Annotated in this window: 17 protein-coding genes and 2 pseudogenes; 8 read left to right on the top strand and 11 right to left on the bottom strand. The window is 66.8% G+C overall.

The window, feature by feature from the left end; genetic code table 11:
* The first annotated feature begins 178 nt into the window (after window positions 1-178).
* Window positions 179-1,900 carry a phosphorylase family protein gene (locus tag ACN6LB_RS24410; RefSeq protein ID WP_445027782.1) on the top strand — a complete coding sequence of 574 codons (1,722 nt, stop codon included), beginning with the start codon at window positions 179-181 and terminating at the stop codon, window positions 1,898-1,900.
* Between the two features lie 44 nt (window positions 1,901-1,944).
* On the opposite strand, the gene ACN6LB_RS24405 is transcribed toward ACN6LB_RS24410, so the two are convergent.
* The 3 genes from ACN6LB_RS24405 to ACN6LB_RS24395 all read right to left on the bottom strand — a co-directional run bounded on the left by ACN6LB_RS24405 (window position 1,945) and on the right by ACN6LB_RS24395 (window position 4,658).
* Window positions 1,945-2,781: an IS5 family transposase gene (locus ACN6LB_RS24405; RefSeq protein WP_445027781.1), complete on the bottom strand. Its 837-nt coding sequence runs from the start codon at window positions 2,779-2,781 to the stop codon at window positions 1,945-1,947.
* Window positions 2,782-3,034: 253 nt separating this feature from the next.
* Window positions 3,035-3,874: a hypothetical protein gene (locus ACN6LB_RS24400; protein WP_445027780.1), complete on the bottom strand. Its 840-nt coding sequence runs from the start codon at window positions 3,872-3,874 to the stop codon at window positions 3,035-3,037.
* A 136-nt stretch (window positions 3,875-4,010) separates the two neighbouring features.
* Window positions 4,011-4,658 (bottom strand): hypothetical protein, encoded by a 648-nt coding sequence (locus tag ACN6LB_RS24395; protein WP_445027779.1) that lies wholly within the window; start codon window positions 4,656-4,658, stop codon window positions 4,011-4,013.
* 450 nt (window positions 4,659-5,108) lie between these two features.
* Between ACN6LB_RS24395 and ACN6LB_RS24390 the strand changes: the two are divergent.
* The 5 genes and pseudogenes from ACN6LB_RS24390 to ACN6LB_RS24370 all read left to right on the top strand — a co-directional run.
* Window positions 5,109-6,063, top strand: a pseudogene (locus tag ACN6LB_RS24390) (PHP domain-containing protein); the annotation flags it as partial.
* 4 nt (window positions 6,064-6,067) lie between these two features.
* Window positions 6,068-6,160 (top strand): annotated as a pseudogene (locus ACN6LB_RS24385) (transposase); the annotation flags it as partial.
* 181 nt (window positions 6,161-6,341) lie between these two features.
* Window positions 6,342-8,186, top strand: coding sequence for a TerD family protein (locus ACN6LB_RS24380; RefSeq protein ID WP_445027778.1), 1,845 nt, complete (start codon window positions 6,342-6,344; stop codon window positions 8,184-8,186).
* A 459-nt stretch (window positions 8,187-8,645) separates the two neighbouring features.
* A complete protein-coding gene (locus ACN6LB_RS24375; RefSeq protein ID WP_445027777.1) occupies window positions 8,646-9,635 on the top strand; it encodes a hypothetical protein in 990 nt (329 codons plus the stop codon).
* 72 nt (window positions 9,636-9,707) lie between these two features.
* The gene (locus ACN6LB_RS24370) at window positions 9,708-9,875 is read left to right on the top strand and encodes a site-specific integrase (protein ID WP_445027776.1); all 168 of its coding nucleotides are present in this window, start codon (window positions 9,708-9,710) and stop codon (window positions 9,873-9,875) included.
* A 483-nt stretch (window positions 9,876-10,358) separates the two neighbouring features.
* On the opposite strand, the gene ACN6LB_RS24365 is transcribed toward ACN6LB_RS24370, so the two are convergent.
* From ACN6LB_RS24365 to ACN6LB_RS24340, 6 genes are all read right to left on the bottom strand, one after another.
* A complete protein-coding gene (locus ACN6LB_RS24365) occupies window positions 10,359-10,922 on the bottom strand; it encodes a hypothetical protein (protein ID WP_445027775.1) in 564 nt (187 codons plus the stop codon).
* Window positions 10,923-11,056: 134 nt separating this feature from the next.
* Window positions 11,057-13,072 carry a hypothetical protein gene (locus ACN6LB_RS24360; protein WP_445027774.1) on the bottom strand — a complete coding sequence of 672 codons (2,016 nt, stop codon included), beginning with the start codon at window positions 13,070-13,072 and terminating at the stop codon, window positions 11,057-11,059.
* A 292-nt stretch (window positions 13,073-13,364) separates the two neighbouring features.
* The gene (locus ACN6LB_RS24355; protein WP_445027773.1) at window positions 13,365-14,180 is read right to left on the bottom strand and encodes a hypothetical protein; all 816 of its coding nucleotides are present in this window, start codon (window positions 14,178-14,180) and stop codon (window positions 13,365-13,367) included.
* A 102-nt stretch (window positions 14,181-14,282) separates the two neighbouring features.
* Window positions 14,283-14,852: a Crp/Fnr family transcriptional regulator gene (locus tag ACN6LB_RS24350; RefSeq protein WP_079080652.1), complete on the bottom strand. Its 570-nt coding sequence runs from the start codon at window positions 14,850-14,852 to the stop codon at window positions 14,283-14,285.
* A gap of 133 nt (window positions 14,853-14,985) precedes the next feature.
* Window positions 14,986-15,477, bottom strand: coding sequence for a hypothetical protein (locus ACN6LB_RS24345; protein ID WP_445027772.1), 492 nt, complete (start codon window positions 15,475-15,477; stop codon window positions 14,986-14,988).
* Window positions 15,478-16,063: 586 nt separating this feature from the next.
* The gene (locus ACN6LB_RS24340; RefSeq protein ID WP_445027771.1) at window positions 16,064-17,065 is read right to left on the bottom strand and encodes a hypothetical protein; all 1,002 of its coding nucleotides are present in this window, start codon (window positions 17,063-17,065) and stop codon (window positions 16,064-16,066) included.
* Window positions 17,066-17,115: 50 nt separating this feature from the next.
* Between ACN6LB_RS24340 and ACN6LB_RS24335 the strand changes: the two genes are divergently transcribed.
* Window positions 17,116-18,345 carry a S8 family peptidase gene (locus ACN6LB_RS24335; RefSeq protein ID WP_445027770.1) on the top strand — a complete coding sequence of 410 codons (1,230 nt, stop codon included), beginning with the start codon at window positions 17,116-17,118 and terminating at the stop codon, window positions 18,343-18,345.
* Window positions 18,346-18,959: 614 nt separating this feature from the next.
* Here the strand turns inward: ACN6LB_RS24335 and ACN6LB_RS24330 are convergent.
* Complete coding sequence (locus ACN6LB_RS24330; protein ID WP_445027769.1) at window positions 18,960-22,013, bottom strand: hypothetical protein; 3,054 nt, start codon at window positions 22,011-22,013, stop codon at window positions 18,960-18,962.
* Between the two features lie 517 nt (window positions 22,014-22,530).
* Window positions 22,531-23,361 (bottom strand): ammonia-dependent NAD(+) synthetase, encoded by an 831-nt coding sequence (nadE, locus tag ACN6LB_RS24325; RefSeq protein ID WP_445027768.1) that lies wholly within the window; start codon window positions 23,359-23,361, stop codon window positions 22,531-22,533.
* Window positions 23,362-23,694: 333 nt separating this feature from the next.
* On the opposite strand from nadE, the gene ACN6LB_RS24320 reads away from it, so the two are divergent.
* A complete protein-coding gene (locus ACN6LB_RS24320; protein ID WP_356136903.1) occupies window positions 23,695-25,509 on the top strand; it encodes an ABC transporter ATP-binding protein in 1,815 nt (604 codons plus the stop codon).
* Window positions 25,510-25,569 lie beyond the last annotated feature (60 nt).

Below are 25,569 nucleotides of genomic sequence, written 5' to 3'. Positions count from 1 at the left end.
CCCAAGTACGTCCAGTACGAGGGCCTTCGTCCGGCACGCCGAGGGCACGCACCGAACACCGCGGGCACCGCACAGGACTTTCAAAACACCCCCTAGTCCCGACTGCAGGCTCGCAGGATGGCCTCTGAGGTCAGCGCGGGCGGGTCATGAACCCACTTCTGCGGGTAGCCTCCACATCATGGGGAGCGTTTCCTGGCAGGCACGGATCCACTGCGGACGTAACACCGGTGCCGGCATTTTGGTCAGCGAACGTCTCGTGCTCACCTGCGCCCATGTCGTCGCAGGCAGCCCTACGGAGCCGTTGAGCGTGTCCTTCCCTTTCGGCGGCTCGCTCGGAAAAGGTGGTCTGCGGGAGTCGGGTGGCCTCGGGGCTCCTAACGCGAGCATCCCAGCCCGGGTGATCGCCCACGGTGGTTGGGCCGGCGGTAACACTGACCCTGGCGATCTCGCCATACTCGAACTCGACTACGCCGTAGCTATCGAACCGGCCCAGTTCGCGGAGCCGTCCGAAGCGTACGGCGACCCGTCACCCAGACTGCTGGCTTACGGCTATCCACGGAGTTACGACGAGGGAACGCTCGTGGAATTGCGGGTCACCGCCGCCGTGTTGATCGCCAGCGAGTGGATGCAACTGGAGCCATGGAATACGTACGGCCAGCCATTCGGGCCGGGATTCAGCGGGGCCGCGGTGACACTCGCCAAGACTGGTCGTGTCGTCGGCATGGTTTCGATGGCCGGGGCCCGCTCCGGACGCATGATGCCGGTGCAGGTTCTGGCCCGCTACTGGCCTCCCTTTGGGGACCTGATCCCGACTGTGACGTGGGATCGACAGCAGAAGAAGAGCCTGCGGCAACTGATCGAGGCGCTGACCCGACACGACAATGGGCGGGAGTACGACCCCCATTGGCTGTATCACGATGCGGTCGGGCCGCTCGGACCGCCACCCCCGCACAGGCTTAGCTCTCTGTGGGAGGTGGCTTGGTACCTGCTGTTCGAGGTGCCGGACGAGACGGCGGTCGACCGGTTCACGGCACGGCTGGCGGAAATCACCAAGGACACGCCCGTCCGCGCCGCACTACAGTCATGGACGCAAAACCGCCCCAATCCGGCTCATTTGCACGGCGAGGGAGCTGATCCCGCCTTCAAGTCACCTGACACTCGTCACGCCCCTACCGTGGTGGTTCTGACCGCGTTGCCCGTTGAATACAATGCTGTGCAAAGGCATTTAGCGAGCATCGAGAAAATTAGCCACCCCAGTGGCACACGGTTCGAGCGCGGAGTTCTCCCAGGCACGCCATGGCACGTCATTTTGACGCAGTCCGGAGTAGGCAACGGAGCCGCCGCCGTCATCACTGAGCGCGCCTACGCCTGGTTCCAACCAGATGCCTTGCTTTTCGTCGGTGTTGCGGGCGGGCTCAAGGACGACATCGCGCTCGGTGACGTGGTGGTCGCCACCAAGGTCTACGGCTACCACGGCGGGAAGCAGACCCCGGACGGCTTCCACAGCAGTCCGACCGCCTGGGAGGCCCCGCACCGACTGCAGCAAGCTGCGCTGGCCGCCCTGCGTACGAACGCGGGCGTGCATTTCAAGCCCATCGCCGCCGGCGAGGTCGTCCTGAACTCCCTCAACTCCGCGCTTACCGCCCAGCTCAAACATCACTACACCGATGCCGTCGCCATCGAGATGGAGAGCGCCGGTGTCGCCCAGGCCGCTCATCTCACCGGCGAGCTCCAAGCCCTCACCATCCGCGGCATCAGCGATAAGGCCGACGGTCTCAAACACGTTGCCGACGCGCACAATTGGCAGTTCCGCGCCGCTGAGGCAGCAGCCCAAGCAGCGGTGGCCGTACTGGCAGAGCTCGACCCACCGAGGGGGCGGACGCAGCAGTGGCCCCCGTAGGATGAACGGTTCTAAGAGGACGTTCCGCTTGAAGAAGCGATAGTTCATGGTTTGTGCCAGGTTATGACTGTTTCTCCAGTGGCTCGTTTGGCGAGGTTGGAGATCATCGCGAGGTGGATCATGCTCTCGGAGTGGGCGGGTTTGGTCTCGTAGTCACGGGCTAGGCGGCGGTGCATCATGATCCACCCGAAACTCCGCTCCACCACCCACCTTCTCGGTGTCACGGAGAATCCTTTGACCTGGGTGTTTCGCGGGACGACGTCGACGTCGATGCCGAGGGTGGCGCCGTGTTCGATCGCCTTCTTCTTGTAGCCGGTGTCGACCCATGCCTTGCTGATGGTGGGGCGGTCGGCGGCGATCCGGCTGAGGAGCTGGATGCCGGCCTCGTTGTCGGAGACGCTGGCGGCGGTCACCGTGACCAGCAGTAACAGGCCGAGGGTGTCGACGACGATACTGCGTTTTCGGCCCACGATTTTCTTGCCGGCGTCGGTGCCCTGGGTGTCGACGGGCACGCTGGGTGCTGTCTTGACGCTCTGGGCGTCGATGACGCACGCGGTGGGCTCGGCGGCGCGCCCTTCCTGCTGGCGGACGATCCCGTGCAGGTGGACGCCCAGCTTCTCGATCGTGCCGTCGGCGGTCCAGGCACTGAAGTATCCGAAGACCGTGGTGTGCGGCGGGAAGTCGTGGGGCAGGTAGCGCCATGGGATGCCGGTCCGGTTGAGGAAGAGGATCGCGTTCATGACTTCCCGCAGGTCGGCGACCTTGCCGCCGAGGTTGAGGGAGTTCTTCTGCCGCTCGGCCCGCCAGGCGGTCAAGATCGGTTCCATCAACGCCCAGCGGGCATCGGACAGATCACTGAGATAGGGCAGTCGCGGGGCCATGAAGATACTGACTCACGCGGTCCGCACGGCCGCTATCGCTCGAACGGGCGAGGCAAAGCGGTTGCTACCGGGTCATCTTCAAACCGGACAGGAGGTGTCGGGTATGTCAGTGCTAAAGCGGGCACGTGAACCCTCTTGAAAGCTGGGCGATTTCGGCAAATGCCCTGTGCCGAGGTACCGCTGGCAGACAGTGAACCGGGGCACAGTTGCCCATAAGTGATGCGAACGTCCTCTAAGAGGGCATCTGATCTATTTAGTTGGTAGTTAGGGATGATTTTGTGACGGCCGGGTAGTCGTCGGCGCGGATGCCGCGCATGCGGCGCGAGTCGTACATGACGCCGCGCAGGTGGCCGATGTAGCGCTGGAAGGTGGCACCCGAGCACGGCGGGCACAGGGTGACGTAGCCGAGCGGAGTCTGGGTGCGCCAGCCGCCCCACCGCGGGCCCTGCGCGCCACAGCGGGAGCAGGTCCGGGCCCGGCCGACCAGGTTCTCCTCCACCTGCTCCCAGCGGTCCAGGAGCTCGGAGTAGGCTCGCGGCAGAAACAGGCTGTCGCCAGAGCAGGTCATCAACTCCAGCGGCCGGGTGTTGGCGATGTTCTCCCGGTGCCGGATCCCGCTGCGCGCCGCGACGAACTCGTCCCACGTCAGCATTGCGGGCAGCCCGTTGGCCCCGAGGCGCTTCCAGCTGTCATTCCACTCTTCGTAGGGCCGCCCCTCCTGGTGCTTGCGGCGGGCCTCCCAGAACAGCCACGCCGCGATCCGGGGCCGCCAGGCTGCCGGGCCGCGCCACCCCATGCCCTGGTCGTCGCCATCGGCGGCGTCGAAGTAGGTGGGCAGTTGCACCTCCACGACGTCGTCGGTGTCCAGGCGGAAGTCCGCGAATGCTTGGGCTACACGGCGGATCTCGCGTTCGTCGTACGTCCACTTCGACCTGTTCTTGAAGCAGCGCACCGCGATGTCGCCGAAGATGACGTGGCCGTGACGGCGCACATGAACCATGTGCAGGAGGTCGTCCGGGTCCAGTGGAACAGGGGAGCCGGCGGAGATGTCCGCGAAGAAGGTGTGGGCGAGCTTGGGGCTGATCTGGGCCATGGCCGGATGGTGACAGCGGGCTCTGACAACACCCATCCCGCATCCGTACGCGTGGGCGCTTTCACGTACAGTCGTTCGAAGTTACCCGGGCGCGGGGCCTACTCGCCGGTGTCGAAGCCGTGGGAAGGCTCTCGCTTCAGTTGTCCTCACACGAAGCGGCACGCTGCATCGGGAGCCTCCCATCCACCTCTCCATTGGGTTCGAACGCGAGTATCGGCACCGTCCCTTCCTCCCTCGAGTCCGGGCGCACCTCTACCTTTGTCACCCCATCTGGCACATTCTCGAGGAATGGCAGCAATGCGCCATCTTGCCGCAACCAGCGATTGGAGTCCCGATCCACAAACCCCATCCACTCGATGAATACGCGCGCATCAGCGGGCAGTTCGCGTGGGCTGGTGCCGTTGGGCACATGCCAGCGCAGCGACTCCGGCTTAACGATCATTTCGCTGCACGGCGGCAGATTCGGCAGGTCCACGTACAGGCCCCCGTAGCGACCCGGTTCGTCGGCTGAATCGTCTCCCCATGCGCCTTTTCGAACAAGGAAGCCGGCAGACACGTCGGTTACCGGATCGGGCGACCTGTTCATAATATGCAAGCGCATATTGTTGGCGACCTGGTCTTCGGTCCATAGCGACACTCGCATCGCCTGGCTGCGACGCTCGCGCTCAGCATCCTCTCGCGATTGTTGCAGCTGATCCTGGGACACAACAGCGCTGTAGTAGGTGGCGACGGCCGTGAACACCAGACCACCAATGGCGGCGAGGGCGCCCAGCGCAGCACCCATGTGTGTCCAGGGGATGCGGCGCCACCAACTCCCGGCTGACTCTGGTCCGCGATCACGCATGCGTGCCCTGACTTGATCCGGCATCGTCCGTTGTCGGGCGAGTCGTAACCGGTCACGCCGCTGTGGACTATTAGCCACCTTGTGTCCTCCATCCCCTCATTGCAGACGGAGACGCACGGAACATCCAAATGGCTCCCCAGGACCGGCTGTCGACTGACCTGCGTCCGTTCGGTGCCGCCGAGGTCCGGACTGCTGATCGGAGGGACGGGCCAACTAGCCCTGGACGGCGAACCCGCGTGGCCAAATACGGCTGCGACTGGCCAAGCATTGCTGCGAGTCACAGGCTCCGAGCCGCACCCTGAGCATTGAGGAGAACATGCGCTCGAATACTGGATTATGGTGGATGCATAGAGAGGCGCAGGTCAGGCAGGGGGTACGTGAGGGCTGGTGGTGCGGGGCGATGGATTTACTCATCTGCATGTGGCCTCCGGCTACTCGGCCCGTTACGGCGCTTCCCTGCCTGGCGCACTCGTCCAGCGTGGCGTGGAGCGCGGGATGACGACGCTGGCGATGACCGACCGGGACACCGTCGCGGGCACAGTCCGTTTTGCCACAGCCGCTGCGGCCGCTGGGCTTCGCCCGGTGTTTGGCGTCGATGTTGCCGTCGCCCCTTATCGCCCGCCGTCGCCTCGCCGTGACCGTGCCCGTACGCGGTCCGCAGCGGCGCGCACGTAGTGGAGGCGCCGCTGCGCATCACGCTGCTCGCCCCGGAATGCCGCCGGGTGGGCGCGGCTGTGTCGTCTGGTGTCCGCCGCGCACGCGCAGGCCGACGGCGGGCCGCCCGTCGTGCCCTGGCCGGCCTTGAACGACTTCGCCGACCGGGACCTGGTGGTGATGCTCGGGCCCGCCTCGGAACCGGTGCGGGCGCTGCCGGTGGGGCGCCCGGATCGTGCCGAGCAGCTGCTCGCGCCGTGGCGGGAGCTGGCTGGGGACGGGCTGCGGCTGGAGGCGGTCTGGCTCCGGGCGTACGGGCACCGGGCCCGGCTCGCTGAGGCTGGCCGCGCGGACCATGGGCCTGGCCGACCGGCTCGGTGTCCGGGCGGTGCTGACGAATGCGGTCCGCTACGTTGACCCGGCGCAGCACCGGCTCGCCGATGTCCTGGACGCGGCGCGGCTGCTGCGGCCCATCGACCGCCGGCACCTGGATGGCTGCGAGCGCTGGTTGAAGGACCCGGCCACGATGGCGGCGGCCGCCCGTCGGATCGCGGGCGCTGCCGGCGCCAGCCGCGGGCGGGCAGCCGTGCTGCTGTCCGAGACCGAGGCAATGGGGGAGAACTGCACCGTCGACCCGGTGCGCGACCTGGGCTTGGGACGGCCGCACTTCCCCGAGCCGCACGTCGTGGGCGGTCAGCAACGAACGCGTCAACCGCCGCAACGGCTACCGCCCACGCGAGTGGGACACCCGCACCGGCACCGTCGAACTCGCCGTCCCCAAGCTGCGGTAGGGCAACGCCTGGCGCCGGCGGAGTGACGCGCTAACTGCATCTCAGGCTGAACAGTCCCTGTGGCAGTTCGTGACGAACCCGCCACGAACTGCGTCCGGGGCGTGCGAAAATCCCACTGGTTGATCACCAGTGTGAAGGCGGTGTGCTGACTGCAGCGCCCGGGGGAGGGGAGCCTCGTATGGTCCTGCTGTCGTCGAGCCCGAAGTGGCCTACCCTGCCCGAATACTTCCATGACTGGGCGTTGGTGGACGTGGAGACCTCCGGGTTGAGACCCGGTCGGGACCGTGTCCTTTCTCTCGCGATCCTCACGCTGGACGCTCAGGGCAACCGGACCGGGGAGTTTGCCACTCTGCTCAATCCCGGGTGCGATCCCGGCGCCGTGCACATCCACGGGCTCACCCCCGACCGGCTCGCCGGCGCGCCCACCTTCGAGGAGATCGCCCCGCAGGTGGGGGCGCTGCTCAGCAGTCGCGTCCTGGTCGCGCACAACGCGCAGTTCGACTACGACTTCCTTGCCCACGAGTTCGCCCACGTCCGCTCCTGGGTCCCGGTCAGCAGACGTCTGTGCACGCTGGCCCTCAACCGCCTGGTCGGTCCTCCGACGCCCGATCTCAAGCTGGGCACGCTCGCGGCGCACTACGGTGTGCGCCAGGAGAAGGCCCATGATGCGCAGGACGACGTGCGGGTGCTCTCCGGCATCCTGCGCGGTTCGCTGAGCGCGGCCGGGCAACTGGGCCTGGCCTTGCCGCTCCTGGAGTGTCCGCCTCGCCAGGACTACAGGCCGTACGTGCCCAAGACCCCCTGTGCATTCCGGAATCCGGGTCGGCTTGAGTCGGGTGGGCCGCTGGTGCAGGGGATGAAGGTCGCCATCACCGGGGGCACCCGGATCTCTCGTGAGGAGCTCGTGGCCCGCTCGGTGGCGGCCGGGCTGAACATGATGACCTCGGTCAGCGGCCAGACCAGCGTCGTCGTCACCAACGACACCGGGACCGGATCTGCCAAGCTGAAGCGCGCTGAGGACGCGGGTGTCCCGCTCGTGGATGAGCCGACCTATCTGCGACTGCTGGAGACGGTGCAGCCCGGCCAGTCCAAGGGCGCCGCCCGGCAGCGTGCCGCTGCGGAGACGCCTGCCGATGTGCCGTGCGCGCTGCCCGCGTCGACGCCCACTGTCCCGGCACAGCGGACTGCCACGCCGACCGAATCCGTTGTTGCGGCGGATCAGCCGCTAACCGGGCGCAGGGTCCTGGTCCTGGGCGGCACCCACGACGAGGCCGTAGAGGCACGCGCGCGTGCGGTCGCCCTGGGCGCCTCCGCGGCGGTCAACCTCTCCGCCAGCGTGTCCGACGTCGTCGTGCTGCCCGGCGGTGAAGTGGACCGGCGCATGAGTCGCATCGCCGCCCTCGGCCTGCGCGTGTACGACGCCGGCTGGCTGCTCGCGCCCACGACACCGCCGATGGCCTCATCGGCACGGATTGCGGTCGGAAACCGGCCGGACACGGCGGCGGTCCTGGTCCGAGGTGGCGTCCTTGACCTGTCCGGCACCGGCACGGCCTGGACGGTGGCCGCCGCGTGGCGTCAGCAGACCGCCTGTGACGTGGACGTCGTCGCCTTCGCAGTCGATGCACACGAACAGGTGGCAGGAGACGAGGACTTCGTCTTCTACGGCGCCCCCGAGCACCCGGACGGCACCGTACGGCTCGCCACGGACGGTCCGACGGAGCAGGCCGTCACCGCCGACCTGGAGCGGCTGCCCCTGGAGGTCCACCGGGTCGTCATCGCCGCCGCGATCGACGGCGCCGCGACCTTCGCCGATGTCGGGGCCATAGAGATCACTGCCACCTGTGGGATCGGCGCGGCCCCGACTGCCCGGGCCACCCTCGACGCCGCCACCACGGAGCGCACCATGATCCTTGCCGAGCTGTACCGCAGGGGAGAGGGCTGGCGGCTGCGGGCCGTCGGACAGGGCTATGACCACGGCCTCGCCGATCTTGCTCGCGGCTACGGCGTCGACGTCGCGGAATAGCCGACAGGTCTCTCTGGGAGAGCCGGCCCCGCAATGAGCCATCACCCGGACGTCATTGCAGAGGGCGATGGGGCGGTGTGGGCTGCTCTCATGCATCGCTGGTCCTCCCTGAACGAACGGCAACGTGCACTACTTCGTCGAATCGCCGACGGAGAGACTCCCGGAAGCTGGGAGCCTGGTGAGTGGCGGTCGGCCTATGCGTTGCGTGATCGGGGGCTGTTGGTGATCCGGCGTGGCGAAGACGGAGCGCATCTACAGGTCACCGAGGCAGGGACGTTCTATCTGCGGAACGGCCATCACCCGGAGCACCCCGTGCACGGCAGGCGTGTGGCAGACGACGCGACAGGTGGAACGCCATCGACTGGTCCAACTCCATACAGCGAGCGCCCCGTCGCTCGTGCGCGACGCGCGAAGGCGACCGAACTCGTCGAACGACTCGTAGCCGAAGGGCACGTGATCGTGAACGACCCTGATGAGGACGAGATCACGGAGTGGCGGCGCGTCATCAACTATGCCAAGCGGCACGGTCTGGAACCTCAAGGCAAGCGCATCGAGAAGACGGGCTATGGCGGAAGCGGACTGAAGATGTTCCTGGCGGCCGGTCCGCACGTCAACTCCCGGGGGCGGGCGTCGAGTGACGCGCCGCAGGTCCGGGTTCCTGCTCAACTGCGCTCGCCGCACCCGGTGGTCATGGCCCTACGGGACAACGAGCGGCTGGCCATGCCGTCCACACTTCGCCGGCGCGCGCTCCTTCTCCTGCAGGGCTTGGTCGGTGAGGCCGTGCGACGTGGGTACAGCGTGCAGGAGAGTCCGGCACGCTCATGGCGAGCGGGCGAAGTGGACGTGGTCGTCGACGGCTTCACCTGTACGGTCACGATCCAGCAGGAGTTCCCCCAGTCCGAAAACCCGGAACGCTCCGGGAAGCTCGTGATCCAGCTCCCCTACAGCCGGTCTGGTCGCCAGCGCCGCTGGGGTGATCGCAAGCGGTGGGTGGTGGAGGACGCGCTGGGCGCGGTCCTCATGGAGATCGAGGCCCGGGCCGTGGAGGACGCACAGCGCAAGGCGGACGAGGAGCGGGCCAAGGCGGACCGTGAGGTCCGGTGGGAAGGGGCCATGGTGGAGGCGAGGGAGCAGGCCGTGCAGGCTCAGTTCGCCGAAGTGCTCCGTGAGCAGGCCGGCGACTGGCACGAGGCGATGCTGCTCCGCGCCTACTGTGACGCACTGGAGCGCCGACTCGTGCGCGTCGAGGAAACGGACAGCTTCGACACGGATGGGGCGAGGCGATGGCTGGACTGGGCCCGACGGTACCTTCAGGCACTCGACCCGCTCAGTGAGCTACCGGTCATGCCGAGCCGCCGCGAACCGACGCCGGACGACCTCAAGCCGTACTTGAAGGGCTGGAGCCCTTACGGCCCTGAGCCGTACCGCTTCGGTTGGGATACTCACTGAGAGCGCCCGTTCAGCCGACTGCTGCTCCGTCCAGCGGCGTCGGAGCTCGTCCCGCACTAGCCGACGCACTCCATGCGGCACACCTGCGCCTCGTGGCTGGTCCAGAAGGGAGTCTCGCTCCACGAGGTCCAGCACCTCCTCGGGCACGAGAGCTTCCAGACCACGAACGGTATGCCCACTTGCAGCTGGATGCTCACAAGGCGGTCCTCGGGGCGTGGGAGAGCCTGGACGCTCCACTGACGATCGCCGAATAGACGTTCCTTTGCCCCGTCGTTCAAGGATGGGGCAAAGGAACGTCATGTGGGATGCTGCCCGGGCTGTTGGCAACACCGGTGCCTGTCTCCTTGGGGGAACAGCCGGGATTCTCGTCAGGCGCCGCAGTCGAGGGACCTCGTCCTCAGGCGTGAGCCCAAACCACTGGACGCGAGCATCCCGCGACAGGGCGCAGGAGCTGTCCGCTTCCGGGATGCTCGAGTTACGGGCGCCGGTCGGTTGGCTCGTCGCTCTTGGGCGGAGCGGAGGGCGTCTGGGCGCCGGTCGCTTGATCGGAGGTGCTGGCGGCTTGGTGGCCGTGGAGTCGATAGACCATCTCATCCGGACAACGGTCTAGGCGGGCCTGACGCCAGGCAGTGTCGTAGGACAGGGGCGTTGCGCTGCGCCGTTGAACGAGGAGGGCTCGGAGGCTGGTCATTGGGTCCAGCAGCACTCTCCACAAGACGAGCTTCATGGATGTGCCCTTCGAGCTGTCGTGTCGGCCCCGGGTATGTCCATCGGCGCGATGCTGCTGGGCAGGCTGCCGCCGTTGAGTGCCTTGAGGGAGTCGGACAGTACGAGCATTGCCTGCTGTCGCTTATCGACGTCCGTGAACCCTTGGCCAACCTGCTCCCATTGCTGCAGGAGTGGGAACCACCAGCGGTTGCAGGAGTAGATCAGGCGAGCGAGGCGCTGGAGTTCGGCAACATGCTCGTCAGCCAGGGCGCCGGGGGCGTGGTGCTCAAGTTGGTCCAGGACGACGAGGTCCGGGTGGTCGTAGAGGTTGTCTTTCAAGAAACGCAGACGGCGAACGCGTTGCTCGTCCGCTGCCCGCTGTGCCAGTAGGTCCTTGGCGGTGCTGGGCAGACCGAGCGTCGCGTAGACGTTCAACAGGCAGTAGTTCGGGGCGCGGTGGGGCAGACGGCCGAGCGCGGCGTTGACGGCGTCCTGGGCAGCGGGTACGTCCGAGGCCGTCAGGCGTGCCGCTGTAGCGGAGGCCGCGGCATGCACGGCGGCGCGTACTGTCTCCTCCACATTGGGAGGCACACGCCACAGTGGTCGCCAGGTGATCGTGTACACGGCTTCGAACGCGATGTCGTCCGTGGCACTCGGCAGCAGACGCGGCTGGACAGACGTACTCTTACGGACTGCGCGCCTCCATGGCCACCTCACGTGAGGCTCTCTTCGAGCGGAAAGACCGTGCGCAGACGGCTGTCGACGAGGTGGTTGTAGAAGTCGTCAGCCACACTGACGCCCTCGACGGTGGAGATGCCACGCAGCTCGTTCATGAGCTTCATGCCGGCCTCAAACATGTTGTGGCCGCGTAGCGCAGGCAGGAGCTGGTCGCGTAACTGTGCGTAGGCGCTGGGATCGCTGGCGCACGAGCGGATCCAGTCCGTCAGTCGCGATATGACCTGGGCAGCGGTGTCCGATGAGGAGAGCAGATTGTTGACGGCTCGCTGTACGTCGATGTCCGGGGGAGGCGCGCACACGAGCCACGGTGCGTCGTCACGGCGGACGGTCATCAGCGCGAGGAAGGCCAGTGCACCGCCGCGGGCGGAGACTTTGCCCTGTTGCCAGCCCTGCACCTCAGCGACCAGTCGCTGTTCTACGGTGGGGTGTTGGACCAGATCGTCGTAGGCAGCCAGGACTTGGCCCGCTGCGTCGGCGTTCTTGTGTGCGACGCGACGCAGGCGCACCATTGCTCGCTTGGCCAGAGACGTGGCGGCGGAGGAGTCCTCCAGGATCCGTTGGCACAGCGCAATCACGGCGGGCGCATAACTCCTCTGTTCTGCCCACCCGTAGAGCGCTGCCCACGCCAGGCGGCCGACGTGTTCGTTGCGCACGGCCCTTTCCAGGACCGCACCGAGCACCTCTGGCTGGCTGCTGCCGACGAGTTCACCCAACTCGGTGAGGTAGCCCACTGTTCCGTGCCGCACGGTGAGTTCGGCCAGCGCCGCCACGGCGTGGTCTTCCGGATCGGCGCTCTGGGCTGTCGCGACGAGCCAGGTCAGCACGGGTTTGCGCATGACGTCGTAGTTGTCCCAGACGTACTCCAGCACCGCGCGTCCGTAGGCGGGCCGGTCGAAGACCACTCTGTCCTGCAGGTCGACTCGACCTCCGACGTCCCGAATACGCCGCCGCATTCCCCGTCCTGCCAGGGCACTGAGGGGCGGCGACAACCCTGGTGCTGTGCCGGCGGCGCCGGGCGCGTCTCCGATCGCTGCGAGCAGCGCGGCTGCACTGCGCGCGACGATGGGCATGGGCGCAGACTGCTGCACGGCCAATGCCAGCAGCAGGCAACGGTCTTCCACGGTGAGCGATGGGTTGTCGTGCGCGTGCAGGCTGTTCATCTCGCCGAATCGGCTGTCGAGTTCACCGCGCCAGTCGGTCAACGCTGCGATGATGCGGTCTTCGAGGGTGCTCCCGGTTTCACCCTCGCTTTCGGCTTGCGCGAACGACTGCTGGGAGCTGGTGCGGCTGTGCTCCTTCCAGGCCATCACGACGGTGTGCGCGGCCCGCACGGCGGCCACTGCTGTCAGTCCCCGCAAGGACGTGGTGGTCTTGGAGAAGGAGCGGAGTGACGTGACGAGTTGGTCGTAGCCGTGGGCAGTCAGGTGTGCCTCGACCACTCGCTGGGCATCGGGCGCCTCGTGCAGGTGAACGACTTGGATGCCGTCACGATCGCTGAGGCGGTGGTCCTTCCACAGGTCCTGTGCGACGGTCAGCGCGAGATAGGAGCGGCAGTCGCGCAGGTGGGAGGCGTGTTTCGACAGGGCGTTCAGGAAGTCGGCGGAGACTTGGTCGTTCTCCGGATGCTTGAGATCGAGTTGGTACGCGTGCGCCTTCTCCAGTGGCAGGCGCCCTTGGCGGGGAGTGTCCCAGTCCGCATCCAGCTGGACCACGGTGGTTTCGTCAGCAGTGTGCTCGGCCAGCAGCCGCAGAGCGAAGGTAGTGGAGCCACACGAACGTGGTGCCACAATGACGATGATCGGCTGGCGAGGACGGCCGGTGACAGGATTGACGATCTGCTCCCAGACCAGGTCCCAGTGCGGGCCCCGTACGAACGGCTGGTCGCGCAACCGCTCACGGTTCTGTTCCACGCCCTCCAGTAGGTCCCGTTTTCGAGTCTCCAGGATCACCTGCTCGATGTGGTGGGCGACAACTTCGGGGTCCCCGTACACGTGTGTCGCTGCACCGTCCGTTTCGTGCACCCGGGGCGCGGGTGGCAAAGCGCCCGGCCGTGAGGGAACTGGAGAAGGGGACGGGTCGTCAGGGTTCGCGCCCGGTCGATCGGCAGAGCCGGTTCCGGGACGGAAGCGATGCAGCCAGCTGCCTGAGCCATTGGACTGGCCCTCGTCACCCTCGTTGTTCGGTGGGGTGGCGTCGGAGCGAGTGGGGTCGAACGGTACGTCAGTCATACCGGAACTCCAGGGTGAGTGCGGGAAAGGCGGCGGGGACGGAAGGTTGGATGCCTCACCGCTGGCGGCGATCGATTCGCACGGTTTCGATGCTGTTGGCGATCGTGGCGTCGCTGACCTGAGCGTGGAACTGGAACGTGCCGCCGCTGCTGGCGGCAGGCGCCTCCGACGCAGTGTTCTGCTGCGCGGTGGAGGGCGGAGCAGAAGCCGACGATGCGGTGTCTGTGACATAGGGGTGTACGGCCGGACCGGTCAGGCCCGGTACATGAATCCGGCAGGGCTGCTCGAAGCCGGGCTTGTCGCTGACGCGGGCAAGCGCCTCGAGGAAGTGGTGTGAGTCCAGATCCTGCGTGCGTCCCGAGTGCACGGTGCGCTGGTAGACGATCTCGGAGAGCGCGACGGCAAGGAAGCCGCCATTGTCCTTCGCGGCGGACAGCGCCTCGCGGTTTGCCTGACTGTCGAGCAGCCGGGTGGTGTCATTGATGGCGCTACCGCGGTGGTCGGGCAGGGACAGCGGGCCGATGTGCACACTGGCCCGCAGCCGCAGGACGGGACTACTGGCCAGCCGCTGCCGCTCGTAGCGCACCAGAGCCGCATTGAGCCGGCCCAGCAGCGGGTCGACGAGTCGTGCCAGTACTGAGGGCGGGAACAGCAGGATCGCCCCGTCGCCACTGTCCTTGTAGCCGCCGGGAAGTTCCTGCGGGTCGGGCAGCTGGCAATCGGCGAGCACGGTCGCCACGATGTCGTCCACGTCGCACCGGGCGGCGGCCATCTTCGACTCGGGGATCTGGCTGTACTTCTCCATGTCGATCGCCACGAGGGCGAGTTCGGCGGGCACATCCAAGGGCTCTGCGTGCAGCGGCGCATCCATCGGGCACCGTCCTTTCAGCACAGGCGGTCAGGGAAGTGCCCATGCTGATCGGGCGGGACGGCCGCCGCTGCCCAGTAGTGGGCACGCCTGAAGTGCGGCCCGTCACGCCTGCGTACGCGCGTGCGATTGAATCGAATGGATGTCGCGAACGAGGAGCCCACCACTGGAGGTTGTGCGGACCCAGTCCTGCTCGCGCCAGGGTTTGAGCGCGTTGACCACCGCGTTGCGGGAAGCGCCAATCATCTGAGACAGCTCCGTCTGGGTCAGACGCACGGCGAGATCCGAAGCCGAAGCAGATGCGGCCTCGACCAGTCGCGACAGAGCCGATGCCAGTCGCAGCGGCACAGACGCGGTGGCCAGTTCGAGTCGAACGGCCTCCGATTCCCTGACCCGGGCGATGGCATGGCGCAGGAGGGGGGCCAGCAGATCATGCTCCTCAACGAACGTGAGGAAAGCGGCAGCCGGGATGATCCGGATCTGGCAGGTCTCGGCGGCGATGACCGTGGCGGTGCGCGGCTGGGAGTCCAACACGGCCAGCTCGCCGAGTAACTCACCGGCGCCGCGCACGGCAAGAAGCGTCCTTTCTCCGCAGGCCCCGGCCAGGGTGATCAACGTTGACCCGGACTCCAGTACGATCACGTGAGTTGCTGGGTCTCCCTGGCGGAGCAGCACACTCCGAGCGGGCCTGACGCGCTGCGGTGCCAGCACCTTCAGGCGTGCCCATAACTTGTCGCCGATCACCGTGGCATGCGGCTGATACACGCGTCCCCCTGCTCTGCGGCCCCGACACACTTAGGTGATCGTCTCAACTAACCAGAATGTTGCTCAATAGACACATTCCAGCCATCAGGAGTCCTGCCAGGACAAAGTCGACGGACAGGCGGGCCGCTCGCAGCTTCCTGTCCGCCAGCCAGGCCAGCACCTGCAGTCGGCGGCCCTCGACATGCCGTTCGAGCTCCCCGTGCGCAGTCGTACTTACACCGACCCGGTGGTGTACGAGCGCCTCGCCCATCAATTCGGTATGCAGCCCCGCCCTTGGGACCACGGGCCGCAGTGCGAGCAGCGCAGCCCCTATCGCGGCCATCAGCAAAAGACACATCAGGACCAAGGAGAGCACCGCGATGGGGGTCATGCCGTGTGCACTCGACAGCACGACCACCCCTGCAGCCAGCAGGCCACCGGCTATTCCGCACAAAGCCGTTGCTTTCGTGTCCGCCCGCTGTACCTCGACGAAGGCGCGTTCAGCGTGTCCTTGCAGCCGTTCCATCTCTACCGGAATATTGCCTGGCTCGTGCATGTCGCCCCACATCCCTCTATGGCCGTCGCCTGCTTGTCGTGGCAGTTGCCAGCCTGCTCTCAGCTGTCGCGGAGTGATGCCTACCGCAGGGCACGGGGAGCGCTAGGTTCCTCACTGCACGGCCTTCCGTGGGTCCGTAGTCAATGAGATGCGAGTTGGCGCTGGTGAGGCGGAGCGAGCGCCTACCGCTGGCTGGGCCTCGTTGGGCGAAGGGCAGCTCATGCCTCGGCCGTGACGCTCCGAGCGTCCGTAGGGTCCTATGGCTGGGCTATGAATGGCCTCTGACCTGGTAATGTGCCAGTTCCTCCCCTTTCTTAGATCCTTGATTCTGCTGAAAAGAGCCGCTGAACTACGGCTTTGTCAAGTTTGCGTTATGTGTGAAATGTGACGCACGCTTGATGCCCGCCTGAGGTATGAGCTGACGCACTGTCAGTGGTAGAGGGTCGCCTTTCCCGCATTGATGTCGTGCCAATTGGATGGGCGGTTTTCTGCTGCTGGTGCACATGTGGCGCCACCTGTGCCCTGTGTCCACCGTCATCGGTGATTGAACACACTCCGTAGTTGCCGCCCAGTCAGGACAGGTGCTTCAGGAGCATCCGGGAGAGGCGATGACAGTCTTGATTGCCGTCGCGGGAACTGATGTGACGTCGCCATTGGATCGCTTGATGCGCAGCTCAGTGGGCGTCTTGGTGTCGATGAGGGTGCCGCATACTCCAGAGCCGTCGACCCGGGTGATTTGCACGGCAATTCCTCGTGGCCAGAAAGCGTTGCAGCCCACAACGACCATGAGGGCGGCCAGGGAGAGCAGGGCGCAGCGCACTGCGGTGCGAAGGCGGCGGGCTGCCTTTTCGACGACAGTCCGTTGGTTGACATACCAGCGCTCGAGGGCCTCGTCGTTGCTGATGTCGACCACCGTCGGCCACCCATACGCTGCACGGTTGGCCAGGATGATGGCGCTGGCCGCAGCTAGCACCGCCACAAGCGCGGCAGCAGCTACGATCAGGACGGCTTCCTCGGGCAGGCCCACAAAGCTGTCCTTGCCCGCCAGCAGTCCCGCCAGGCCGAAGAGCCCGATGAGTGCGGTGACAGCGGCGATCCACTTTTCTGCCGCGGAGCGAACGGTCGCCTCATCGTTCGTCATCGCCTTCCGCGCGGCCTGGGCGGCCTCGAGCATCGACTCGTCAGTAGCGGCGCGCACTGGCTGGCCTTGGCCACCAGGGGCGAGCCTGACGGTGGCCAGCCACCATCTTCCGCAGCTCTGCCAGTGAGTGGGAGGGACTGCCGCATCGGGATGGTTGATCTCGCAGGCGCATTCGCACACCACGGTCAGCCGGTCCTTCTTCGCGAGGGTTTCTTCTGCTCCCGCAGCACCACTTGCCAGCTTCCCTTGCTCCACGCTCTGGCGTGTGTGGTCGCCGCAGACCGGGCAGGGGCCCTGGATCGCAGCGACGGCGCTCGGACCAACCTGTACGGGCTCCCAGGCGACGAGTTCCTCGTCCGTGACCGCGTGCCTGCCCCGCAGGTACGTCACGGGCTCGGCCTTCGTCCGTGACCATGTGCTCGGCTTCCAGATGCTCCGTTCTGCCATGGCTCGAGACTCGAGGCCGGTACGTGCTTCGGCTACCGATGCTCGTCCAGTTGGCCGATACCGGCGCGTCCTGTGTGCCGGTGGGCTCCTACCGTGACTTCGAGGAGGTACCCATGTGTGATGGCAGTGCGGCGTATTCCACCGTGGTGGGACCCTGGTCGGCGATGATGAATCTGATGGAAGTCTGGGATCGCCTGGAGACGCCACGCAGGTTCGCTATCAGCCGCCCCGACCCTGTCCAGTTCTGGCGGATCAGCCCGGACTCCGAGCGCCTTTTCAGCAATCCCAAAGTTCCGAACATCGCTGTGGTCCACCACGAGGAGCGGATGGGGATCCACATCACAGCAGCGCTTCAGGCTGAGCTGACAGCCGGCAACCCGCAGCGCGATATTCTCCTGCCGCAGCTCATGTGGGAGCCCGGATATCTCTTCACCACAGCCGGCAGCGGTTCTCAGCTTCCCGGAGAAGACACCCCACCCCCCGAGCCTCACGGCTGGCGCGATGCTCTGGATTCGTGGCGCCGACGAGTCGGCAGGCGGATAGACGTATTCGATCCGGAGAAACTCAGGCAACTCATCGAAAGTATCCCGGACATCCCACCTGAAAGGCGAGCGAAAGGATCTCGAGTGGCGGTGCTGGACACCGGCATGCTCGATGAGAATGCCGCCATGGTAGATTTCCTCGGCTGTGACCAAAAAGACCCGGCCACCACGACGGCCGATGATGGGCACGGACACGGCACTGCAGTGGCCCATGCTATCAAGGCTGTTAACGAAGGTGCGGATATTCATCCCATTCGGGTGCTGAATGAAAAATGTAAAGGGCATTCCTATGAGGTACTTGCCGGGATGATCTGGGCCGTGTTTTCCGGCAAATACGACCTGATCAATGCGAGCCTGTCGAGTCCAGTGTCGGGATCCTGCGACTCTGCGCTCGGCAGGAGCATCGACTATCTGTTGGCCTACGGTCGACATATGTGGGGGCGGGTCCCTGTCCTCGTTGCGGCAGCGGGCAACGTCAAAAACGAACCGAGCGGCTATCCGGCTCGACTCCACGGTGCCGTCGTGGCGCTGGCCCTCGACAAGAACGCGCAGCAGGCGGGCTACAACTCCACGCCTCCACCTGGGTCTTTCAGCGTTACGGCCTATGGGGGAGGGGCCTCGGACCCGCTGGGTGACCTGTCCCGCCTGCAGATCAAGAACGGTCCCACCGGCGCCGATGCCAAGATCTGGGGCACCTCGTTCGCGGCCGCCGCCGTCTCAGGCGCATACCTTCAGTGAAGCTCCCGATCCTGCATCCTCAGAGCCGCCGGTACATCCGATCCGGCCTGGCGACCGAGGAGAAATGCGGCTGCCTCGGCGACCTCGTCGGGAGTGCCGAACCCTCCAGATCGTCCTCTCAACTGGTCTGAGACTCGGCGAGGTTGACTTGGGGACCAGACCTGGGGACCAGTGGTCTGTGCAGGGATCTCGACGCAGCGTCGACCGTGGTGAAGATCCAGGAAGTGGACGGATGCGCCCAGCAGGTCGACCTCCTGATTGATGACGGCCTTCGGACCTCCCTGTCGGGCGCCGTGGCAGGGCTTGATCCGGATCTTGGACGGGCCACGCGGATGCTTCTCTGAGCAGACAACGTCGTTCGTCGTCCCCACTGTCGTGGAGACCAGTTGGAGACCACACGGAGCTCGCGACCCTGAACAGCGCGCAGGTGCGTGTCCGGCGAGGTAGGTCTGCCAGGTGCGCGCAGGCAATTCTGCGGCCTCTGTGGTCAAGGGGTGCGATTTCAAACCCAGTCGTCCCGAGCATGCGGAAACGCATGCCGGAGGCCGTTCTCTCATCCATGAGAGGGGCCCACATTCGCGTACGGAACTCGGGGCATCTCACCCGGTTATTCTTCAGGTGCCCGGAGGAAGCAGGGCCCCGTGGTCGTCCGGGGCGCCGTTGAGCAGGTCGCGGTGCGGAACGTCATCTGTCGCGTAGTTGTAGCGGGTGGTCAACAGCTTCTTGAACGCCTGCGGGTTGGGGGTCGTCATGGCGGAGCCCAGTTTCCAGCGGCGTTGGGCGACGGCCAGCAGGGTCACGTCCATCTGCGCGCGCAGGCTGTCAGCGGTGAAGGCGTTCAGGGGCAGTGCGGTTGTGTAGTGGCGTTCCGGTGTCTGGAAGAAGCGGGTGGGAAAGTCCCGGGGAATGCTGCCCGGGCTGGCCTGCTCCAACCGCAGGTTAGCGGCGATATTGGCCAGGGCCAGCAGGATCTGCCAGTCGAGCCATCCTTCCTCGCGCAGTTCCTCCAGTCCTGTGCGGGTGTCGGGGTCGGCCAGGAGACGGGGCAGTGTCTCGCTGAGTACCTGGGGCAGGTCGGTGTAGTTGTCGCGGATGAGGTCGAGTGCTCTGGTGCGGTCGTAGCCGGGTCCCGGTGTCGTGGGCCGGGCGAGTTGCGGAGCGGTGGGCGGCTGGAATGCCGTGTCCGACCACGGCGGCATGGCCGTTTGACGCAGGGTGTCGTAGTGGGCCTCAGTCAGCAGACCGGCGGCGTCGTCGTAGGGGCGGCCACTGATCAGCTTGTGCACGAGTCCGCGGGCGAATGTTGTCTCCACCAGAGACATGAATGCCTCAGTGGGCCTGGCGCTGAGGTGGGCCAGCAGGTGCACCACTGTGGCGGACAGTTCGCGTTCGAAGACTGTGTGGTCGGTCGAGGCGCTGTAGGGGCTGAGGATGACGGTGCAGTCGACGGCGTGATTGTTGGGCCGGAAGGTGACTCTGTCCCCACCGCCCAGTGGTGTGCCCGTGATCACCCGGACCAGGATGTCCTGGGGGAAGAACAGAGGATCGTGCGGGGCGAGTTCCGCAAGCGAGATCTGCACCGCGGCGGTGAAACGCTCGGCTGCCAGGACGGTGGCGCGGGTGTTGTCGCACCGGATCCGCCATGTCGTGCCCAGGGCTGCGAAGTTCAGATCCCGGTGCGCTCCCACGTCCGAGAACGGTCTTCCGGTGAGCTGGTCGTCTGCGTTGTGGATGAACTGCTGCTCGGTCTGCGTGAAGCTGGGCCGGATCAGCGGGAGGTGTTCGTCCAGGTCGGCCAGGTAGTCCGCATCGGTGAGCTCGCGCAGGGCCGGCAGGAGCGCGGGGCGGAACCGCTCTGCACTGAGCATCACCATGCTGGCGTGGAAGTCGAGTTGCTGGATGTAGCCGTGAGAGGGGTAGTCCTCGGGGGTGTCGGCGAACAGATGGTGTGTCATGAAGGCGAGTCCGCCGAGAGCGAGGGCGTCGCCCCAGTGGCCCGCCGCGTGGGTATGGGCCATGGCTTGGGTCAATGTGGCGGGCAGCAGGTCTTCATGATCTTTGCCCGTGTGTGAGGCTGCGACGGCGGCGGCGGTCAGCGCGTACTGCCGGGCGGCTTGCTGCAGGTTCAGGTCGCCGTAGATCTTTGCGATCATGCGCATGGTGAGCAGCGCGCCGCGCAGGGTGTCGCCGTGCCACCAGTTGATTTTGACCTCGTGCAGTTCCTGCAGCGCGTCCAGCGGTCTGCCCGCGCGTAGGAATGCCATCGCACGGTCCCGGCAGCGTGCAGCGACACTGCTGTCACCTGCGAGGTCCGCCTGCGCGGCGTCCAATGCGTCGCGGATCTTCTCGTAGCGAGGGTCTTCGGTCAGGGCGGGTGCGAACATCTGGAACGTCGCGCTCACACCGCCGACCGGGAAAGCACGGGCCTTAGGCGGCAGGTCCACCAGCTGTTCCAGACAGTCCATCGCCTCGGTGACGTCCACCGGGCTGCTGGCCGGGCTGACATCAGGCACGATTTCACCCGCCCGCCGCAGCCGTGTCGTCTCCTGCGGAGTGGGTAGTGCCCCTGCAGCCGGGCGTGTGACCTGTTGCCAGCGCGGGTGCAGACACAGTTGGGCGGCCACGTCGAGGAGCGACGCCTTGCGTACCGGGTAGACAGCGGCGTCGGTGGCCTCGATCAAGACGGCTACACGCTGACGCAGCCGCAGGTCCAGCTCGCGCAGTTCCTCGGCGTTCGTCGTACCCAGGTGACGCAGCCAGGCGCCGCCCCAGTACAGCAGCAGTTGGCTTGCGTCATCCAGGAGCGCGACACGCTCCGAGGACATGGCGGCGTCGATGACCGCCCGGATATCCGCTTCGACACCGTCCAGGCTGTTCCTCCCGCGCAGCACGGCCAGCACTCTTTCGTAGCGCGCCCGCAGGGCAAGCTCTCCGTCCCCGGCGTCGATGAATTCCCCGACGTAGCCGAGCCACTCGGGCAGGTCCACCCGCGCCTCGTCGTCGAAGGTCGCATGCCGCAAACCGTCCCGGACCTCGGACAGGGCACCCGGCGTCAGACGCTTGCCCGGCCGCTCCCGCAAAGCGGTCAGGGTGGAGCGGTACCAGTCCGGATGTGCCTCGGTCGGCTCGTCCGGGATCATCGCCGAGGGCAGATCCAGATACCGCTGGGCGATCCAGACGAGGTCGCCCTGGGTGAGCATGCAGGCCACAGCCTGCCCGTCGAACACGTCCAGGGCGACGTCGTATGTATCCCTTGCACGCTGCTGCAGTCGGTGCCGTGCCGCCACCGGGATTTCGTGCGCTGAGAAGAAGGCCACCCTGCGCACGGGTTCGCCTCGGCTGCAGATCGACTTCAGGTCGTCGCGGATCTTCCCGTCCAACGGCGGCTTCTGCACGGAGGCCGCCAGGACCCAGGGCTCCGTGGTGGCACGCCCGACGAAACCGCCCGCCCCGGGCAGCTCGTGTGGCAGGCTTGTGTAGTACGACTCGGCGTCACGTCCCTGGTCCCCGCCGGCACTCACCGGACCGGTAGCCGGCACGATGTTGCTGCTCAGCCGGCGCAGCGCAATCTGAAACACGATCTGCTCGAACACGTGGTGCTCGTTGCGGCCCGCCAACTGCTCAAGCAGAAACTGGATATAGCGTTCGGTCTCAGGGAAAGTCGCCACACAACGATTCTCTCCCACACCACTGACAACGGGCGTGCTGTCGGCGGGAACGTCGTGAGCCCCGATCTGCTGCGCGCGGTGGAGCAGCCGCCCACCCACGATCGGGGCGGGCAGACGTAATGCGTCACTGCGTCAGGGCCGAGAGGGCCTGATGGATGGGGCCGCTCGAGTCGCGGCTGCAGTGCGGTGCGCGAGCGGTCGGTGGAGCGGTGGCGCCAGCCTGGCGAGAGCGCGGCGAGGTCTGGGTCCCGTTGCAGGGGTCTACGGACACCGCTTGGGGACCAGTTGGGGACCACGCGGTGTGCGCGATCGTCCACGACGGAGCCTGCTATGCACATTATCGGCCATGATTAAGTCTGCTATATCCAGAAAATACCCTTGACCACTACTCCTGGGGGTCAAGGGGTCGCAGGTTCAAATCCTGTCGTCCCGACTTGCGGAAACCGCAGGTACAGAGGCTGCTTCGGAGTGATCTGAAGCAGCCTCTTCGGCGTTCTGGCGGGGCCGCCTGATCAGGTCAGGGTGCGATCGGCAGTTGGCGCTTGTGCTCGGTGAGCCGGTAGCGGTGCACGATCGACCGGAAGACCGGCTCGCTCACCTCCCTGCCCTCCAGGAAGTCCCCGATGTCGTCGTACGTCACCCCGAGCACGTCCTCGTCGGGCTTGCCCGGGGCGAGGGTCTCCAGGTCGGCGGTGGGGGTCTTCCACACCAACTCGTCCGGGGCGCCCAGCAGTTCGGCCAGGGCCCGCACCCGGCGCTTGGTCAGTCCCGCGAGCGGTACGACATCCGCCGCTCCGTCGCCGTACTTGGTGAAGAAGCCCGACACGGCCTCGGCCGCATGGTCGGTTCCCACCACCAGGCCGTTGTACGCGCCCGCGACGGCGTACTGCGCGATCATCCGCTGCCGTGCCTTGATGTTGCCGTGCACGAAGTCCTCGTGCCCGGCGTCGCGGAAGACCACCCCGCCGGCCCGGCTCGCCTCCAGCGCGGCGTCGCTCGCGGGCCTGATGTCCACGGTCAGCACCTGGTCGGCGCAGATGAAGTCGAGGGCGAGCTGCGCGTCCTTCTCGTCGGCCTGGACCCCGTAGGGCAGGCGCATGGCGTAGAACGTCGCGTCGTGCCCGGCGGCGCGGGCCTGCTCCACGGCGAGCTGGCACAGCCGCCCGGCGGTCATGGAGTCAACGCCGCCGCTGATCCCGAGGACCAGGCAGCGCAGATCCGTCGACAGCAGCCGCTCGGCGAGGAAGTCCACCCTGCGCCGGGTCTCCGCCTCGCCATCGAAGGTCTCGGACACCTGCAGGTCCCGGGCGATCTCGCGCTGCACGGCGATGGACACGGGATCGCTCACGGCGGCTCCTCATACTCGGTCGTGGCAGGCAAGCGTGAAACGCGCCCGGACGGCGGTGTATCAAGGGCGCCACGCGTGCCCCGATGCGCACTCCGGTGCCGCCGAGTCTAGGCCGTCCCATCTGCTCCTTCACCGTGATCTCGCTCTCGCGCCGGAGGGCCCCGAGGCGCCGTCGGCGGGAAAACGCTTGGACGCCGCGGGCGCCGCCGCGGGACACTGCAAGTCCTGGCCTGCCCGTTCCCGCGAGGTCACGGAGGCGACGGGACCTCCCCGCAACAGCACGCGGCGGGCTCTCGTACGACAGGTCGGGATGACGACACCGGGGGGTGGGGGATGGGATCGCCCGAAGCGCGCGAGGCTTCGCCGGGCCGGGGCTCGGTGCTCCTCGCCCTTCGTTATTACGGACGGGAGTTGGCCCGGCTGCGGCGGCTGACGGTCCCCGCGATGCTGCTGCCGGCACTCGGCAACATCGGCCTCAACTACATCGCGCCGCTGGTGGTCGCGAAGCTAGTCGGCCGCATCGCCGGCGACTCCGGTGTCGGCATCGCTTCGACACTGCCGTACGTCCTCGGTTTCGGCGGTGTCCTGCTGCTCGCCGAGGCGGTGTGGCGCATCGGCCTGCACTTCCTGAACCGTCTCGACGCCCACGGGATCGAGCACCTGTACGTGATCGGGATGGACGAACTGTTCGCCAAGGACGCCGCGTTCTTCCACGACAACTTCGCCGGGTCGCTGACCAAACGGGTGCTCAGCTTCGCCTCCCGCTTCGAGGACTTCATCGACACGCTGGCCTTCCAGGTGGTGGGCAGCTTCGTTCCGCTGGTGTTCGGGTCGGTGGTGCTGTGGCGCTACGAACCGCTCCTCGTACTCGGGCTCGTGGCGATGATCGCGCTGACGGCGCTGTGCGTGGTGCCGCTGATCCGCCGCCGCCAGGCACTCGTCGACCGGCGCGAGGAGGCGATCGCCCGGGTGTCCGGCCATGTGGCCGACAGCCTCATGAACATGGACACGGTCCGGGCGTTCGCCGCAGAGCAGCACGAGGCAGCCGAACACCGCTCGCGCGTCGCGACGTCGCGACGGCTCACGCTCAGGTCGTGGGACTACGGCAACCTGCGCATCGACACGGTGGTCGCGCCGCTGTCCGTGCTGACCAACGCGCTGGGGCTGCTGCTCGCGGTCGCACTGGGCGGCGGCGAGCACGGCGTGGAGGCGGTCGTGGTCGCCTTCACGTACTACACCAACGCGACGCGGATCATGTTCGAGTTCAACCAGATCTACCGCCGCTTGGAGAGCTCGATGACGGAGGCGGCACAGTTCACCGAGCTGCTGCTGACACCGCCGAGCGTCCTCGACCCGCCGTCGCCGGAGCCGCTGCTGTCCCGGCCCGCCGACGTCCGCTTCGAGCAGGTGACCTTCGCCCACGCGGGCGCCGAACCGCTCTTCGAGGGCCTGGACCTGGCGGTGCCCAGCGGGGCGAGGATCGGTCTCGTCGGCCGTTCCGGCGGGGGCAAGACCACACTGAGCCGACTGCTGCTGCGGATGACGGACATCGACGCCGGCCGGATCCTGATCGGCGGTCAGGACATCAGCAGGCTGCGCCAGGCCGACCTGCGCAGCCTGATCGCCTATGTGCCGCAGGACCCGGCGATGTTCCACCGCACGCTGCGGGACAACATCGCGTTCGCCCGGCCGGGCGCCACCGACGCCGAGATCCGCCGCGCGGCCGACGCGGCGCATGTCTCGGAGTTCGCCGACGCGCTGCCGGACGGCTTCGACACCATGGTGGGCGAGCGCGGCATCAAGCTCTCCGGCGGGCAGCGTCAGCGGGTCGCCCTCGCCCGGGCCATCCTGCGCGACGCGCCGATCCTGCTCCTCGACGAGGCGACCAGCGCCCTGGACTCCGAGAGCGAGCTCCTCGTCCAGGAGGCGCTGTGGCGGCTCATGGACGAGCGGACCGCGCTGGTGGTGGCCCACCGGCTGAGCACGGTCGCCACCATGGACCAACTCGTCGTCCTCGACCGCGGACGCATCATCGAACAGGGCACCCATCAGGAGCTGCTCGCCTCGGACGGCGCCTACGCGAAGCTCTGGCAGCACCAGTCGGGCGGCTTCCTCGACGACAGCCCGGCCGGGGCCGACCTGCACTGAGCGCGGCGGACCCAACGGGCCTGCGGCGTACAGGACTTGGGAGCGTGTATCACCTCGGCC

It is taken from the genome of Streptomyces sp. SAS_270, from assembly GCF_052543295.1.
Note: the sequence above shows the minus strand (reverse complement) of the source record. Positions and strands in the feature narration are given on the sequence as shown.

What these genes read in the sequence shown, in the direction of transcription:
- ACN6LB_RS24410 (WP_445027782.1), top strand. Translation starts at nt 179, where the DNA reads ATGGGGAGCGTTTCCTGGCAGGCACGGATCCACTGCGGACGTAACACC.
- ACN6LB_RS24405 (WP_445027781.1), bottom strand. Translation starts at nt 2,781, where the DNA reads ATGGCCCCGCGACTGCCCTATCTCAGTGATCTGTCCGATGCCCGCTGG.
- ACN6LB_RS24400 (WP_445027780.1), bottom strand. Translation starts at nt 3,874, where the DNA reads ATGGCCCAGATCAGCCCCAAGCTCGCCCACACCTTCTTCGCGGACATC.
- ACN6LB_RS24395 (WP_445027779.1), bottom strand. Translation starts at nt 4,658, where the DNA reads ATGGGTGCTGCGCTGGGCGCCCTCGCCGCCATTGGTGGTCTGGTGTTC.
- ACN6LB_RS24380 (WP_445027778.1), top strand. Translation starts at nt 6,342, where the DNA reads ATGGTCCTGCTGTCGTCGAGCCCGAAGTGGCCTACCCTGCCCGAATAC.
- ACN6LB_RS24370 (WP_445027776.1), top strand. Translation starts at nt 9,708, where the DNA reads ATGCGGCACACCTGCGCCTCGTGGCTGGTCCAGAAGGGAGTCTCGCTC.
- ACN6LB_RS24355 (WP_445027773.1), bottom strand. Translation starts at nt 14,180, where the DNA reads ATGGATGCGCCGCTGCACGCAGAGCCCTTGGATGTGCCCGCCGAACTC.
- ACN6LB_RS24345 (WP_445027772.1), bottom strand. Translation starts at nt 15,477, where the DNA reads ATGCACGAGCCAGGCAATATTCCGGTAGAGATGGAACGGCTGCAAGGA.
- ACN6LB_RS24340 (WP_445027771.1), bottom strand. Translation starts at nt 17,065, where the DNA reads ATGGCAGAACGGAGCATCTGGAAGCCGAGCACATGGTCACGGACGAAG.
- ACN6LB_RS24320 (WP_356136903.1), top strand. Translation starts at nt 23,695, where the DNA reads ATGGGATCGCCCGAAGCGCGCGAGGCTTCGCCGGGCCGGGGCTCGGTG.